The sequence below is a fragment of the Bradyrhizobium canariense genome (genome assembly GCF_018130465.1).
In the GTDB taxonomy this organism is placed as follows: domain Bacteria; phylum Pseudomonadota; class Alphaproteobacteria; order Rhizobiales; family Xanthobacteraceae; genus Bradyrhizobium; species Bradyrhizobium canariense_C.
Window position 1 is genome coordinate 157937 of record NZ_JAFCKJ010000015.1, and the last position, 13638, is coordinate 171574.

At 63.0% G+C, this 13638-nt stretch carries 16 protein-coding genes; 2 read left to right on the top strand and 14 right to left on the bottom strand.

The genetic code is table 11. From position 1 onward, the window contains the following. The first annotated feature begins 135 nt into the window (after nt 1–135). Entirely contained in the window at nt 136–714 is a 579-nt protein-coding gene (locus JQ591_RS30185) for a MarR family winged helix-turn-helix transcriptional regulator (RefSeq protein ID WP_211399618.1), read from the top strand. A gap of 14 nt (nt 715–728) precedes the next feature. On the opposite strand, the gene JQ591_RS30190 is transcribed toward JQ591_RS30185, so the two are convergent. Further along, the gene (locus JQ591_RS30190; RefSeq protein WP_211399619.1) at nt 729–1679 is read right to left on the bottom strand and encodes a hypothetical protein; all 951 of its coding nucleotides are present in this window, start codon (nt 1677–1679) and stop codon (nt 729–731) included. 819 nt (nt 1680–2498) lie between these two features. Between JQ591_RS30190 and JQ591_RS30195 the strand changes: the two genes are divergently transcribed. After that, nucleotides 2499–3269 carry a response regulator transcription factor gene (locus JQ591_RS30195; RefSeq protein WP_007613913.1) on the top strand — a complete coding sequence of 257 codons (771 nt, stop codon included), beginning with the start codon at nt 2499–2501 and terminating at the stop codon, nt 3267–3269. Between the two features lie 176 nt (nt 3270–3445). Here the strand turns inward: JQ591_RS30195 and JQ591_RS30200 are convergent, their stop codons facing one another. The 13 genes from JQ591_RS30200 to JQ591_RS30260 all read right to left on the bottom strand — a co-directional run bounded on the left by JQ591_RS30200 (nt 3446) and on the right by JQ591_RS30260 (nt 13587). Then, on the bottom strand, nt 3446–3904 hold the full coding sequence (locus JQ591_RS30200) for a hypothetical protein (RefSeq protein ID WP_211399620.1): 459 nt from the start codon (nt 3902–3904) through the stop codon (nt 3446–3448). Beyond that, nucleotides 3901–4413: a flagellar biosynthesis protein FlgN gene (locus JQ591_RS30205; protein ID WP_211399621.1), complete on the bottom strand. Its 513-nt coding sequence runs from the start codon at nt 4411–4413 to the stop codon at nt 3901–3903. The genes JQ591_RS30200 and JQ591_RS30205 overlap by 4 nt, the downstream gene beginning before the upstream one ends. A gap of 42 nt (nt 4414–4455) precedes the next feature. Continuing rightward, on the bottom strand, nt 4456–4935 hold the full coding sequence (locus JQ591_RS30210; RefSeq protein ID WP_211399662.1) for a rod-binding protein: 480 nt from the start codon (nt 4933–4935) through the stop codon (nt 4456–4458). Beyond that, nucleotides 4932–5351, bottom strand: coding sequence for a hypothetical protein (locus tag JQ591_RS30215; RefSeq protein WP_211399622.1), 420 nt, complete (start codon nt 5349–5351; stop codon nt 4932–4934). Before JQ591_RS30215 ends, JQ591_RS30210 begins: the two co-directional genes overlap by 4 nt. Nucleotides 5352–5357: 6 nt before the next feature. Next, nucleotides 5358–6110: a flagellar biosynthesis protein FliR gene (fliR, locus tag JQ591_RS30220; protein WP_211399623.1), complete on the bottom strand. Its 753-nt coding sequence runs from the start codon at nt 6108–6110 to the stop codon at nt 5358–5360. Next, entirely contained in the window at nt 6107–8188 is a 2082-nt protein-coding gene (gene flhA, locus JQ591_RS30225) for a flagellar biosynthesis protein FlhA (protein ID WP_211399624.1), read from the bottom strand. Before flhA ends, fliR begins: the two co-directional genes overlap by 4 nt. Before the next feature lie 86 nt (nt 8189–8274). Next, the gene (fliQ, locus tag JQ591_RS30230; protein WP_211399625.1) at nt 8275–8541 is read right to left on the bottom strand and encodes a flagellar biosynthesis protein FliQ; all 267 of its coding nucleotides are present in this window, start codon (nt 8539–8541) and stop codon (nt 8275–8277) included. After that, nucleotides 8538–8960 carry a flagellar hook assembly protein FlgD gene (flgD, locus tag JQ591_RS30235; protein ID WP_211399626.1) on the bottom strand — a complete coding sequence of 141 codons (423 nt, stop codon included), beginning with the start codon at nt 8958–8960 and terminating at the stop codon, nt 8538–8540. Before flgD ends, fliQ begins: the two co-directional genes overlap by 4 nt. A gap of 14 nt (nt 8961–8974) precedes the next feature. Next, the gene (gene flbT / locus JQ591_RS30240) at nt 8975–9385 is read right to left on the bottom strand and encodes a flagellar biosynthesis repressor FlbT (protein WP_211399627.1); all 411 of its coding nucleotides are present in this window, start codon (nt 9383–9385) and stop codon (nt 8975–8977) included. Continuing rightward, entirely contained in the window at nt 9385–9729 is a 345-nt protein-coding gene (gene flaF, locus JQ591_RS30245) for a flagellar biosynthesis regulator FlaF (protein WP_211399628.1), read from the bottom strand. Before flaF ends, flbT begins: the two co-directional genes overlap by 1 nt. 68 nt (nt 9730–9797) lie before the next feature. Then, the gene (locus JQ591_RS30250) at nt 9798–10844 is read right to left on the bottom strand and encodes a flagellar hook-associated family protein (RefSeq protein WP_211399629.1); all 1047 of its coding nucleotides are present in this window, start codon (nt 10842–10844) and stop codon (nt 9798–9800) included. Nucleotides 10845–10847: 3 nt separating this feature from the next. Beyond that, complete coding sequence (gene flgK / locus JQ591_RS30255) at nt 10848–12326, bottom strand: flagellar hook-associated protein FlgK (protein WP_211399630.1); 1479 nt, start codon at nt 12324–12326, stop codon at nt 10848–10850. Between the two features lie 34 nt (nt 12327–12360). Next, entirely contained in the window at nt 12361–13587 is a 1227-nt protein-coding gene (locus tag JQ591_RS30260) for a flagellar hook protein FlgE (RefSeq protein ID WP_211399631.1), read from the bottom strand. Nucleotides 13588–13638 lie beyond the last annotated feature (51 nt).

Sequence of the window (13638 nt, forward strand, 5' to 3'; positions counted from 1 at the left end):
TACTCGAACTTTCTTCGTGACGCTCTAGTTCCACGGCCGGAAGGTTCCGCCCCTCTCGGGATCCTCATTATCAGCCACCCGGATTGCGCTACCAAAAGCTCAATTGAATTAAGATCTATCCGACCTGGAATTGAAATGAACCTGGCTCGCGAGTCGATTGAACTGTTGGAACAAGTTGCCCGGATCCTGTGGTTCGAAGGCACCAAGCACGGCTTGCGCGACCGCGAGTGGATGGCGCTGCGTTTCCTTTCCCGTGCCAACCGGTTTTCCCGGACGCCGTCGGCGCTCGCGAGTTACGTCGGCACCACGCGCGGCACCGCCTCGTTCATCATCGGCGAGCTGGAGCGGCTCGGCTATCTCGAGCGAAAGCGCTCGGCCCAGGACAAGCGGTCGGTGATGCTGAGCGTGACACAGCAGGGCAAGAAGTTCCTGGTGCGCGACCCCGTCAACGTCCTCGTCGAGGCCATCACCGTCCTCGAGGACGAGGCGAAGGTCAGCTTCCGCGACGCGCTCCGCCACGTGCTGGATCAGTCGGACGCAGCCGAACAGCGGCACCATACCGACGTCTGCAAACGATGCATCTTCCTCCGCGAAGATCGCACCACCACGGAGAGCAAGACGACGGCCGAGTTCAGCTGTCGCCTGTTTCGCGCGCCGATCGCGGAGGCGGAGGTCGACCTGCTATGCACCAGCTTCGAGCATCACCGCAAATAGAAGGCGGAGCTCGATCAGGGCGTCGCCTTGCGTGACGAATAGATGACGCCCCCGCTGGACTCGACCACCAGACGTCCGTTCTCGTTTTTGATCTCCTCGATGCGGCCAAGGCCCGGCACCTGCTGTCCCAGCACCGCCTCGATGACGCCGTTCGGGCCCTGCAGGATCGCAATCCCCTCATAGGCTTGGCGGACCGACCAGCCCTTGATGGGCTTGCGCGGCACTGACGTACGCTCGGAGGGAGGCACCGATCCCGTGGTCTCGGGCGCCGCGACCGAAGCCATCATCGGCATTGGCTGTGAGGCGACGGGCGTCGGAGCCTGGGCCTGCGCCTGGGCAAGCTTGTCGAGCTTCACCGTCGAGGACGAGCTCACCCGTTCGATGCGGTCCAGATTCTCGCCAAAACGGCCAAAACGGTCGTTGGTCGCCTTGCTCGATTGATCGACCGCGGTGCGCAGGCCGTCGAGATTGTCGGACACGCCCGACACCTGCTTGCGCAGTTGCGCCACAGTCTCCCGCAGATTCCTGATCTCCGTATTGGCCGCGACGTTGCTCTGGGCGGGCTGCGTGGTGAGATAGGCGATCACGCCGGTGCAGGCGCAGACGACCAGGATCGCAGCGACCGCCAATGTCGCGAGCGGAGCGACCCATGTCGGACGCGGCGGCGGCGGCTTGGCCACGATCACGGCCGGCTTGATCACAGTCGGCGTAGGCTTGGGTATCGCCATCTTGTCGAGGCGCGCCTTGGCGCGAATACGCTTCAGACCCTCGAGCGCCTCTTTCGCCAGAGCTTCATCACTCGCTGCCGCCGCCACACGCTTGGTGTTCGCAGCAGGCTTGGTATTCGCAGCGGGCTTGGCGGCTGACGCCGCATTGTCCCTGGCATCGCGCGCCTCCGCAGCCGGCTTCGCTGCCGCGGAAACATCTGCGGTCGCGTTGGGGCGAGCTTGTCCATCGGACAACATGTGAAAATGCTCCGTTCGGGTCGATCTGTCGAACGGTGACGTTATTTGTCGAAGCTTGTCTGAAACGTGCGCATCGAAAACTTTTCATCGCGCGCGATGCGACGTCACATGAGTCAAACGCGTCATGCACGTGGCGATAGTGCGACTCGAAAGACACACACTCGCCAAGATTTCGCCAAGCTGGAGTCGCCTCGCCATACATGAGTCGAATTGTCGCATGTGGAAACAGGACGACGAGAGTCAATCCCGGGTTGAAAACCCCTCAATGTGCATGAACCGCAGCACCACCCAAAATAGCTGCAATCATACGGGGATGCGGAACTTTAGAACCGCCAAGGTGCAAAACTAGTTTGAATACCAAATCAACTGATGCGATTGGATATACAAAGAAACAACTCGAAACAAACCAACAGCATCAAGCGCGTGTAGCAATCGCTTTGTTGGGCGCGCTTGATCGGAAATCGGCAATTGTTACGGTCCTACTCAAGTGATTCTCGCCAGTTAGCGAGGAGATCGACACAGTACAGTAGCGTTCGGACGCAACTAGCAACTTGGCGCAACTGTTCTAGGTGGCTTTCTCAATCCGCTCCGCGAGGTGATCCGTAAGACACCCGCCGAGCCTCACGCAGTAAGCGTTCAGTATCGAGTCGAAGTAGCAGGCCTGCGAGACGCAGGCACTGAATGCGTAGGGCTGCCCGCGAATATCGAAACCATAACAACGGTTCGCGGGAAGGAATGTCGTCAAACAGCACAGTTGCCGAGCCGGGCATCACAATAACGAACCGGCCGCGACAAGTGCGAAACAGGGGCGAAAGACTGATGTATATTATCGTTGATGATCGCGAGAGCGTCACGAACAGCTATGTCGGAGGGCTCGTTCGCGAAGGTGTATCGTCGATCGGCTTCTCCTCCGGAGAATTCTGGGACTGGCTGCAATCTGCGAGTGAACCGGATCTGGCCGCGGTGGACGCTTTCCTCCTCGGGGATTGCGACACCCGCGGAAGCCTGCCGCGGGCGATGCGCAAGCGCTCCTCGGCTCCCATCATCGCCATGAGCGGCCAGAAGATGCTCAAGAACACGCTGGAGCTGTTCGAATCGGGCGTCGATGACGTCGTCCATGTGCCGATTCATCTCCGCGAAATCCTCGCCCGAACGGCCGCGATTGCGCGCCGCCGGGTCGGGGAACTGCCGAGGCCCTGCGAGACCAGGATCCAGGTCTTCTTCAACGGACGTGACCCCGAGATCGCCGGCCACGCCCTCACCCTGCCCCGCCGCGAACTGCGCATTCTCGAATATATGGTCAGCAACCACGGCAAGTGGGTCACCAAGACGCAGATCTTCAACGCGGTCTACGGCATCTTCGAGGCGACCTTCGACGAGAGCGTGATCGAGAGCCACGTCAGCAAGCTGCGCAAGAAACTCCGCGACCGCCTCGGCTTCGATGCGATCGTGGCCCGGCGCTACGTCGGATACCGCCTCGACATCCCGGCCGGCGAAACCATCGACGTGCCGATGCAGGAGCTCGACGAGGTCGGCATCCTGCTGAACAGGGCGCATGCCGCCCCGGCGGCGTATCCGGCCGGAAACTGATCGGCAGGACGCTAGCCACGAAACCGACAACGGCCTCTGCGAATCACCTTCGCAGAGGCCGTTGTACTTTCAGCGACGCAAACGACGAACACAGGCGCGGCGGTACCGGCGCTGCGGCACGCGTTCAAACAAAATTCGAGAGCCTCGCTTCTGATTCAATCAGAACCGATCATGCCCTAGGGCTTCTGCTGGAATTCTTCCTTCGACACGTAATTGAAGTCCTCGACAAGGACGTCCTGGACCACTTCGGCCTGCATTCGCTCGTTGACACGCTGCTTGATGGCCGCCGTGAGGATGGAGAGGTCGTAACGGGCGAGTTTTCTGAAATCGAGGCGGTCGTCGGCATAGATCCTGCGGAAGGCTTCATCGACGACGAACGGCTCGGGCGGAACGCTGAGCTGGTGCATGGTCCGCGCCTCCACGGTGTAGACGAAGCGCGCGACGATGTAGCCCTGCACGTTGCCGCTCTCGACCATGGGCACGCTCAGCGGCCGCGTCTTCTGGTACTGCAGCCCGTCGAGATATTCGTCCTTTGCCGGCAGCAGGCTGCCATTTTCCTTCCAATAGGCCACGGCATAGCTCGTTCCCGCGGTGAGGATGCATACCCAGAGCCCGGCCAGCACGAGTCTGATCATTTTCCGTCCTGTGCTGCGCGACCGGTATAAGTGCCGTCCGACTCGGCGTCCTTGATGGCCTTGACGATGATGGCCGCGACCTCGCGCACCGCATCGTAGTGCATTTCGAGGATGGAACGGTTTCGCTCGAGCTTCTCGCGCAGCCGCTGGATTTCCTCGGTGATCTCGACCTCGCCGCCGAGATGCATTCGTGCCCGCATCAGGCGGACGAATTCCAGCATGCTCCGGCTCTTCCGGGCGCTGAACTCGTCGAAGTCGATCTTCTTGCCCGTCGCGAGCGCGACCGTCTCCTCCTCGACGATGCTTTCGAGCCGGCGGATCGCGGCCAGCAGGCCGCGCACCTCGTCCGATCTCGCCGCATCCGCGCCGCCGCTCGCCACCTCGCCGCCGACATTCGGCAGCAGCACGGGCAACAGGGCATCCCCCGACGCGGCCGCCGTCGTCATCGCCTCGGTGTCCACGACCGGCTGCTCCATCACCAGGGCCGCCGCGCCTTCTTGTGCCTGCATAGGAAATTCACCCTTCAACTTCTGTCACCCATTTCCGGATCGTCATCCGGCCTTGCCCGTAACGGCCGGCCCCGCCGGATGCGCGGCGGCGAGCTGCTTGGCAATGCCAATACCCTTGCCCTTTGCCAGCTGAGCACCAAGTTGCTCCGCCAGCATCGACTTCCAGACGCCGCCGGCCGTGCCCTTGCCAAAGACCTCCTCCGACTCCTTCGGCAACATCGTCTCGACGAAGGTCTGGAGGATGAAGGCTTCGAACTTCCGGTACACCTCGCCGGATGCCGGCGCCTTGATCACCTGCACCGGCGCCCCGTTCACCGCCCCCGACTGCGCTTCCGAAACCTTCGTGGCGGATTGATCGGCAGCAGCCGCCTTGGCCTTGCCGACCTCCGCGTCCATCGTGGCGGCGAAATCCGTGTCCGATGATTTCAGCGCGTCGAGCTTCGCGGTGGCCGCTCGCTGCGTCACGGGATCGGCGGCGTCGAGGACGTCGAGAACGAGGTCGGGTGTCGCTGTCACGATCATGTCTTGTTCCGGTTGGCTGGCCGTGGCGTCCACTCGCGCACGGTGAGGCTTGTTCCCGTCATCTCCTCGAGCGATCGCTTCTCGGCGTCGCGAAGCTTGTCCGCAAGCGCCGCCTTCGCGACCTGCTCGAACTGCTTCACACGGCGGCTCTCCGCGCGAACCTGGTCGAGCTGCTGCGAGGCCTGCGCCTGAACCGCGCGCGCGCCGACGCTGGTTCTGGTCAGGCGCCGCGCGATCGATTCGCTCGATGATCCCGCCGGCGGCTTGCCCTCGGTGAGAGTTCCGACCAGCCATTCCTGCTCGTCCTGCAAGCTGCGCTCCTGCTGCCGCAGATGCGCGAGCTGCCACTCGGACAGCCGGAGCTGGAGCTTCACGAGCGAGACCATCCGGCCGAGCTTGTCCGCGCGCGACGTCATGATCGATCACTCCGCCAGCCACGACGAGACGCCGAGCATGAATTGCGTCAAGAGCTCGTCGCTGGTGAGGTAGAGCAGCAGGAAGCCGCCGAACAGCACGAACGGCACCGAGATGAAGTAGACCGGAATTGCCGGCGTCAGCTTGTTGATCAGGCCGACCGCGAAGTTGACGACGACCGAATAGACGATGAAAGGGCTGGCGATCCGCAGCGTCAGCACGAATGCCTCCGACAGCCGGCCGACGAGCTGGTCGAGCGGCATGCTGCCGCCGAGCCTCTCGCCTGGATGCCAGACGTCGTAGGAGTTCATCAGCCCGCGCAGGACCTGCCAGTGCTGGTCGGTCATGAAGAACAGCGTGGTGACGGACACCATGATCAGCGGCACCAGGGCCGGCGCCGGATCAGTGTCGCCGACCGGCGTCCCCGGGATGTTGCTCAGGCCGATCGCACTGGCCATCATCGTGGCCATGGTCTGGAGTGCAAGGAAGAACACGCGGCCGCCGAGCCCGATGACGCTGCCGACCACGAGTTCGGAGCAGATCAGGAGCGCGAGCGTCAGCGGCGCTGCGTTGTCCGTGAGAGGCTTCAGGACAGCGACCAGAATCGGCGTCAGCGCAAACGTCGTGACGAGCGCGACGAACAAGCGGACCTGGGCCGGAACGTTGACGCTGGAATAGCCGGGCACCAGCATCAGGCAGGCACCGATGCGGCAGAACACGATGAACGTCACCAGCACGCTGTCGGTGAGGCCGCCGATCACGATATGGCTCCGAGTGCCCTGATCTCGGTGCTGCGCGCGACTTCGACATGCGACAGGATCGGCAGCGTTGGAAACACCCGTTCCAGGATCATCCGGACGTAGGGACGCGCTTCGGGGGTCACCGCCAGCACGACGCTGGTGCCGTTCTCGGTAAACTTGCGGATCGCGGCGCTGGCTTCGGTCGCAAACTGCTCGATCAGGCGCGGATCGGCGTCGAATTCGACGACGTCGCCCTTGGCGTCGCGCTTCAGGCTCTGGTGGAACGCCAGGTCCCAACGGTTGCCGAGACGGACTACGTTGAGCACGCCGTTGTCGGAGAGATCGCCGCAAATCTGCTGGGCAAGACGCGTACGGACATGCTCTGCCACCTGCTCGGAGCGCCGCACATGGGGCGCGATCTCGGCGATGGCCTCCAGGATCAGATGGAGGTTGCGGATCGATACGCGCTCGGCCAGCAGGATCTTCAGGATCGCCAGCAGTCCCGAGTACGATATCTGCGACGGGCAGAGATCCTCAACCAGGCGCTTGTATTCGGGATCGAGCCGGTCGAGCAGGCCGCGCATGTCCTTGTAGGACAGGAGCTGGGCGAGGTTGGCCCTGATCACTTCGCTCAGATGCGTGAGCAGCACCGACAGATTGTCGACCGGCTTGCAGCCCTGACGCTTGACCTCGTCGGTGAACGCGTCCGTCACCCACAGCGCCTTCATGCCGAAGGCCGGCTCGATCACCTCTTCGCCGGGCACGTCGGGCTTGCCGTCCTTGTCGACGAGCACCAGCACTTCGCCAAGCCTGAGCTCGCCCTGGGCGACGCGGGTGTCGTGGATCCGGATCTGGTATCCCTTGGGATCGATCGAGAGATTGTCGCTGAGCTTGATCTCGGGAATCACGAAGCCGTACTGCTTGGCGAACTTCTTGCGGATCTTGGCCACGCGGTGCGCCAGCTCGGTGCGCGAGCCCAGCAGATGGACCGAAAGGTGGCCGCCGAGCGCCAGCTCGATCTCCGCGGTCTTGAGCGATTCCTTGACGGATTCCTTGGCCTCGATCTGGGCGCGTTCGTCGGCCTTGCGCGCATCTTCCTTCTGCTTCAGGGCGGCCTGCCGCCTCGGCAGCGAGTATCCGACGAAGGCCATGACGCCGCCGAGCAGCACGAAGGGTGCCATCGGCAGCCCAGGCATCAAGGCGAGCACGAACATCATCAACGACGCCGCCGACACCGCGCGCGGGTAGCCGCCGAGCTGCCGCAGCACCGCCTGCTCTGCCGAACCCCTGGTGCCGCCCTTGGAGACCAGGAGGCCCGCCGACAGCGACACGATCAGCGCCGGCATCTGCGTTACCAGACCGTCGCCGACGGAGAGTTTTGTGTAGACGTCGGCAGCGCGCGACAGCGTCAGACCGTGATGGGTAACGCCGATGATGATGCCGCCGAAGATGTTGATCGCGGTGATGATCAGGCCGGCGATGGCATCGCCGCGGACGAATTTCGACGCACCGTCCATGGCGCCGAAGAAGGAGCTCTCCTCTTCGAGTTCGCGGCGCCGACGCTGAGCTTCCTTGTCGTCGATCAGGCCCGCGGACAGATCAGCGTCGATCGCCATCTGCTTGCCCGGAATTGCGTCCAGCGTGAAACGTGCGCCGACTTCGGCGATACGCGTCGCACCCTTGGTGATCACGACGAAGTTCACCGTGACCAGAATCGCGAAGATGATCAGGCCGATGACGAAATCGCCGCCCATGACGAACTTCGAGAAGCCGGCAACGACGTGGCCCGCGGCGGTCTCCCCCTCCCCGCCGCGCGACAGGATCAGACGTGTCGTCGCGACGTTGAGAGCCAGCCGCAGGATCGTCGCGATCAGCAGCACGGTCGGGAAGGCGGAGAAATCGAGCGGCCGCTGGATCCACAGCGCGACCATCAGGATCAGCGCCGACAGCGCGATCGAGAAGGCGAGGCCGAGATCGATCAGGATCGGCGGGATGGGCAGGAACAGGATCGTGAGCATGGCCACGATGCCGCCTGCGAAAAAGGCGTCGGCGCCCAATCGTCGCGGGGTCGGCAGGCTAGCAGCTAACGTATCGGCCATGGGTCACCGGCAGAGGATCCGGCCCGTAATCTGCCGTGCAAAGCTTACGCGGGGGTGGTGGCAGGAGGTGGCCAGGGCCGCCCGGATCAGAAGCCGCGCTCGATGTGCGAATAGACCATCTCGGTGAAGGTGGAGAGATGGGCCCCGATGAAGGAGCCGGAGACGGCAACGACCAGGAGAATGACGATGATCTTCGGAACGAAGGTCAGCGTCATCTCCTGGATCTGGGTCAGAGCCTGGATCAGCGCGATGATGGTGCCGACCAGCATCGCGGCACCGACCGCAGGCCCGGAGGCGACGATGATGGTCCAGATCGCCGCCTGCACGATGTCGAGAGCATCCCGTTCGTTCATGACTGGCTGATCGTGAGACCGGGACCGATCGCGACTTTCGTGCCGTTCTCGAGCGTCGCGACGGAGCCGTCGCTGTTGATGGAAATCGAAGCGACCTTGCCGCTGAAGCTCGCGCCGGTCGAGTCCGTGAAGCTGACGGTCTTTCCGATCAGCCCGTCGGCCTGCGACAGCGACTGCGAAGACAGCAGAGCGTCGAGCTTCGTGTTGGTCTGCATCGCCTGCTCGACCGACGAGAGCTGCGCAAACTGGCTCATATATTGCGAGGTATCCATCGGATTGGTCGGATCCTGATTCTTCATCTCCGCGATGAGGAGCTGAAGAAACGTGTTGTAGTCGACGCCGGTGCTCGACGTCGACGTCGTCGAGCTGGTCGAACTGGACGACTTGCTGGTGCTATCGGTAGCGCTGGTGACGTTCATGTGCCTCTCCGCTGTCAGGCAGCCTCGAATGGGGAAACGATCGTGGCGCCGGCCAGGATGGCCTGCTCCACCGGAAACAGCGCCCGGATCCGCTTGAGCGCCTCGAAGTAACGGGTCGCCCCCACCAGCTCGTCGACCGCGCCAAGTCCGGTCAGCATCTCGTGGCTCTCGCACACCGCGATCAGGGCCGCGTGATGCTGCCCGTAGAGAGCCGAAGCATCCCGGACGTCGGTCGGATTCATCAGCATGAGCTGGACGATGAAATAGAGCTGCCGCAGCGCCGTGGTGGCGTCGGAGGCCTGCATGATCTGCCCTTCGAGCAGGAACATCACGTCGTTGACGAGCTCGACGGAAACCTTGCGGTCCACGCGCAGCACCGCGCCGTTGATGTAGACCCGTTCGCCCGCTCGCAAGGATATCTTCATCAAAGAGCGTCTCGGATCAGGCGGTTGATTTCGATGAGCTGCACCACGTCGTTCGATCTTTCTTCGCGAAGGCGGTCGGCTTCCTTGACGACCCATAGTCCGATCGAGATGATGTCGGCGCGCAGCTTCTCCGGAAGGCCGTTTTCCGGATGCGCGAGATCCTCGATGAAGATCGTCCACAGCCGCCGCACATAGAGCAGGCTCTCAACCAGATCCTCGAGGCTGAAGCGGCCCTTCTGGATCCGCTCGAGCCGATCGATGCCGAGACTGAGCGCCTGCCGCTCGCGGCCCCGCGCCTCATATCCGCTCTCGTCGACGACCGCTTCATAGGCTTCAAAAGTCATCGGGACCACACTGCACAGAAGACCAAATAACGGGACATGGATTGCGAGTCTTCCAAACGAGCCTTGGCTCAGAGATAGTTGATGAGGCTGATCTTCTGGAGCTGCGACGTCAGCGCGAGTGCGGTCTGAATCTGGGTCTGCAAGGTGTTGACCCTGACCGACGCTTCCGTCGGATCGACCTGCTCTATACCGACGATCTGATTGTTCAGAATGTCCTGCTGCGTCTTGAGCTTGTCGGTTGCGGAGGTGATCCGCTGCTGGACCGTGCCGATGTTGCCGCCGAGGGTGGCAAGGTCAGTGATGGCGTTTCCGACCAGGCCGATGGCCTTGTCCACGACGACCTGGAATGTCGCCTGGTCCAGGCTCGTGTTCCCGAGATCCGCCATCATGGTGTAGGCCTCGGCGAGCTTGCGGAAGCCCGTCTGGTTGGCGCTGACGGAGGTGTCGGCGATCTCGGTCGTGGAAATACGGCTTTGCATGACCTGGTCGGTGGCCGTTGACCAATTGGTGTTCCAGGCCGGGCTTGCGAACTCGGCATCGAAGGTGGTGTCGAGGAAGGTCTGCATCTGGGCCGGGGTGATGGTGCTCACGCTGGCCGAGGATTGCGAGAAGCCGAAGGTCGCAAGGAAGTCGGAGTCGACCTGGTTCTTGCTGGCCGAGCCCGCGGTGTAGGCCGTGATCGGCGTGTTCTGCGTGTTGACGCCCGAGAAAAGAAACGAGCCGTTATAGGAGACGTTCAGTGCGCCAATCAGATCCTGGAGGTTGGAGGACGCAGGCGGCAGGATGATCCGCCCGCCGCCGTCGGTACTGCGGGCCGCGATCAAGTCCTTGAGGAAGTCCGTTGCGGTCGAACCAAGCTGGGTGATCCGGCTCTGCGTTATGTCCAGGCGTCCCGAGACCAGCCCGTTGGTATCGACGAGCTGATCGGCGAAGCTCAGGTCCGCCCGCAGGCTGACGTCGCTTCCCGTCGTGGCACCAAGCTCGAGGCCGACATCGGCGAAGCGGCCGGTGGTGGCTTCCTTCGAGGCCTTCGCCAGCGCGGCCTGATTGTTCGTGATCGAGGACCTCAACGACGAAGACAGCATCAGCGTCGAGATGTAGTTCGCGCTCATCATGACTTAATTCCCCACGGCAGCCAGCAGGCTCTGCAACATTTCGTCGACGGTCGAGATGATCTTCGACGAAGCCGAATAGGTGCGCTCGACCTGAAGCATCAACGACATTTCGTCGTCCATGTTGACGCCGCTGACGTTCGACAGCGCCGCGGTGCTGCGGTCGAGCAGCGTTTTCTGGTAGGTGACGTTGGAGTCCGCGGTCTTGCGCTGGTTTTCGATCCAGCTCGTCGACGACGACGCGAAGTCGATCAAGCTGCCGTTCGGCTTGCCTTGCGTGGTTGCATCGAACGGCTGCGACGCATCCATGCCGCCGATGAGCTGCTGCAGCCGGGCCGAGTAGCCGCCGTTGCCGGCGGTATTGTATTGGTATGCGATGTTGCCGCTGATCGCGCCGTCGCGCAGCAGATTGGGATTGCCGCCCTGGGCCGGATCGACCGATGCGGCAACCGAGATCGTGCCGGCGAGGCCCACCGAAACGGTAGCGCTCGCCGGCATCGCCGGCGAGCCGGGATAGGTGAAGAGACCGGGAACGTCGGGCAGCGTCGGAACAGCTGACTGGTCACTTTCCTTGAAGGTATTGATCAGGCCGCGCGCGATTTCGTCGAGCTGACTCTGATAGGTGACCGTGTCCTGGTCACGCAGCTGAGCGAGGCCCGCAAGCTTGCCCGATTTCAGCGGCATCACTGAATTGGCCCCGGTCACCGGCACGCCGTCGACATAGACCGCATTGCCCGTGGTGCCGGCCGTATAAGCGTTGGTGGGCGCGAAACTCACCGTACGCGCCACCTTGTCGAACAGGACGGCGCCGCTGTCGGTATAGAGCGCCGCGTCTCCATTGGGACGGGTCGACATCGTGACGCCGAGCTCCTGCGACAGCTGCGAGACGATGCTGTCGCGCTGGTCGAGGTAGTCGGTGATGTCGTCGTCGGAGATCGTTCCCTTCACGATCGCGGTGTTCACGGTCTGGAACTGGGAGAGCAACCGATTGATGTTCTGAACCGACGTATTCATGTCGGCATCCGCGCCCTCACGGACCGACTGCACGGTCTGGGTCGCCTGATTGAGCGCGGTCGCCATGTCCTTGGCGGACGTCACCGCCGCCTGCGCCAGCGTGGTGTTGTCCGGGGCGTTGGCATATTGCTGCAGCGCCTTCTTCAGCGCATTGAGCTGCGCCGTCGGCGACTGGTCGAGCTCCGGATCATCCACCGTGGCAGATGCGATCTTCTGGAGACCGTCGAGCATCGCGCTCTGCTTGGCCGACGACGAGGTTGCGCTCAGCACGTTGGTGTAGAGGCCCGAGCTGGCGGCACGCTGGATCGCCGCGACGTAGACGCCGGTCCCGGGCAGGTTGTCCAGCACGGCAATCTTGCGCGAATAGCCGGTGGAGCTGGCACCGGCGATGTTGCGCGAGATGACCGACGACTGGATGCCCGACGCCATCAGCGAGGAGCGGGCGGATTCGAGAGCGGCGGTAAGGTTCATGATCTGCTCTTGCCGGGAACGAGCGCCGAGAGACTCAGCGCTTCAGGTTGACGACGACGTCCAGCAAGTCGGCGCCGGTCTGGAACGATTTCGAGTTCGCGGTGAAGCCGCGCTGCGCCTCGATCATCGCGGTCAACTCGTCGGCGAGATCGACGTTGGAATCTTCCAGAGCACCCGACTGGATGGTGCCGAGCCCGCCCTGGCCGGCGAGGCCGACCTGCACGTTTCCGGAATCCAGGTTCGGCGAGTAGACGTTGCCGACTTCGGGCGTCAGATGGTCCGGGCTCGGAACGTTCGCGAGCGCGATCTGGAAGCTCGGCAGTTCGGTGCCGTTCTTGAGCACTGCGGTGACCACGCCCTTGTCGTCGATGTTCACCTTCTCCACCGCGGACGGAGCGTTGCCGTCGACGACCGCCTTGAAGTCGAAGCTGGAGGCGACCTGGGTCATGGCCGACAGGTCCATGTTGAAGGACGAGCCGCCCGGGATGGTCACAGTGAGCGATGTCGGGCTTGCGGCGGCCAGCTTGCCCTTGCCCGCTGCGGTGACGTCGAAGGTGAAGGTATTGAGACCACCCGGGAGCGCGGTGCCGGTGGCAGAATTATAGAGCTGGATCTGCCAGGTGTTCGCGGCGGTCTTCGCCGCATAGACGTCGACCGTCACCGCGTTGCCGATGTTGTCGTAGGTGACGACCGAGGTCTTCGACGTGTAGGCGCCGGGACCCGGCGGGCCCGCGATGATCGCGGCGCTCGGATCGAGATTGGCGGCGACCGTCGCCTTGGTCGAGGGCGACGCCTGGAGCGCCATCTGGTTGACGTTGATGACCTGGAGGCCACCGAAGCCGTTGGCGGCGACGGTGGGCGTCGCGCCGTTCGCGATGTTGTAGCCCATCAGCTGGAAGCCGGCGGAGTTGACGAGATTGCCCGTGCTGTCGGGCACGAAAGCGCCGGCGCGCGTCAGGAAATTGTTGCCGTTCGGATCCTGCACGACGAAGAAGCCGTTGCCCTGGACCGCGAGGTCCGTCGCCGAGGTCGTGAACTGGTAATTGCCGGCATCGCTGATGGCGTAGCGGACCGTGGTCTCGACCGCGCCGGAATCGTAATTGCCCGAGCCGCTCTTCAGGATCAACGAGGAGAATTCGGTCGAAGCCCGCTTGTAGCCGGTGGTGTTGACGTTGGCGATGTTGTCCGAAACCGTCGACAGCTTGTTGGACTGCGCGTTCATCCCGGAAACGCCGGTGCGCATAACACCATACAGGCTCATGAATTGGGCTCCTTTGGTAGGTTGCTGTTACAATGGGGGTTGTTGCTTGCG

What these genes read in the sequence shown, in the direction of transcription:
- JQ591_RS30215 (WP_211399622.1), bottom strand. Translation starts at nt 5,351, where the DNA reads ATGACGTCGCGCGCGGACAAGCTCGGCCGGATGGTCTCGCTCGTGAAG.
- flgD (WP_211399626.1), bottom strand. Translation starts at nt 8,960, where the DNA reads ATGAACGTCACCAGCGCTACCGATAGCACCAGCAAGTCGTCCAGTTCG.
- JQ591_RS30205 (WP_211399621.1), bottom strand. Translation starts at nt 4,413, where the DNA reads ATGCAGGCACAAGAAGGCGCGGCGGCCCTGGTGATGGAGCAGCCGGTC.
- JQ591_RS30195 (WP_007613913.1), top strand. Translation starts at nt 2,499, where the DNA reads ATGTATATTATCGTTGATGATCGCGAGAGCGTCACGAACAGCTATGTC.
- fliQ (WP_211399625.1), bottom strand. Translation starts at nt 8,541, where the DNA reads ATGAACGAACGGGATGCTCTCGACATCGTGCAGGCGGCGATCTGGACC.
- flbT (WP_211399627.1), bottom strand. Translation starts at nt 9,385, where the DNA reads ATGAAGATATCCTTGCGAGCGGGCGAACGGGTCTACATCAACGGCGCG.
- JQ591_RS30200 (WP_211399620.1), bottom strand. Translation starts at nt 3,904, where the DNA reads ATGATCAGACTCGTGCTGGCCGGGCTCTGGGTATGCATCCTCACCGCG.
- JQ591_RS30260 (WP_211399631.1), bottom strand. Translation starts at nt 13,587, where the DNA reads ATGAGCCTGTATGGTGTTATGCGCACCGGCGTTTCCGGGATGAACGCG.
- flhA (WP_211399624.1), bottom strand. Translation starts at nt 8,188, where the DNA reads ATGGCCGATACGTTAGCTGCTAGCCTGCCGACCCCGCGACGATTGGGC.
- JQ591_RS30185 (WP_211399618.1), top strand. Translation starts at nt 136, where the DNA reads ATGAACCTGGCTCGCGAGTCGATTGAACTGTTGGAACAAGTTGCCCGG.
- JQ591_RS30250 (WP_211399629.1), bottom strand. Translation starts at nt 10,844, where the DNA reads ATGATGAGCGCGAACTACATCTCGACGCTGATGCTGTCTTCGTCGTTG.
- JQ591_RS30210 (WP_211399662.1), bottom strand. Translation starts at nt 4,935, where the DNA reads ATGATCGTGACAGCGACACCCGACCTCGTTCTCGACGTCCTCGACGCC.
- flgK (WP_211399630.1), bottom strand. Translation starts at nt 12,326, where the DNA reads ATGAACCTTACCGCCGCTCTCGAATCCGCCCGCTCCTCGCTGATGGCG.
- flaF (WP_211399628.1), bottom strand. Translation starts at nt 9,729, where the DNA reads ATGACTTTTGAAGCCTATGAAGCGGTCGTCGACGAGAGCGGATATGAG.
- JQ591_RS30190 (WP_211399619.1), bottom strand. Translation starts at nt 1,679, where the DNA reads ATGTTGTCCGATGGACAAGCTCGCCCCAACGCGACCGCAGATGTTTCC.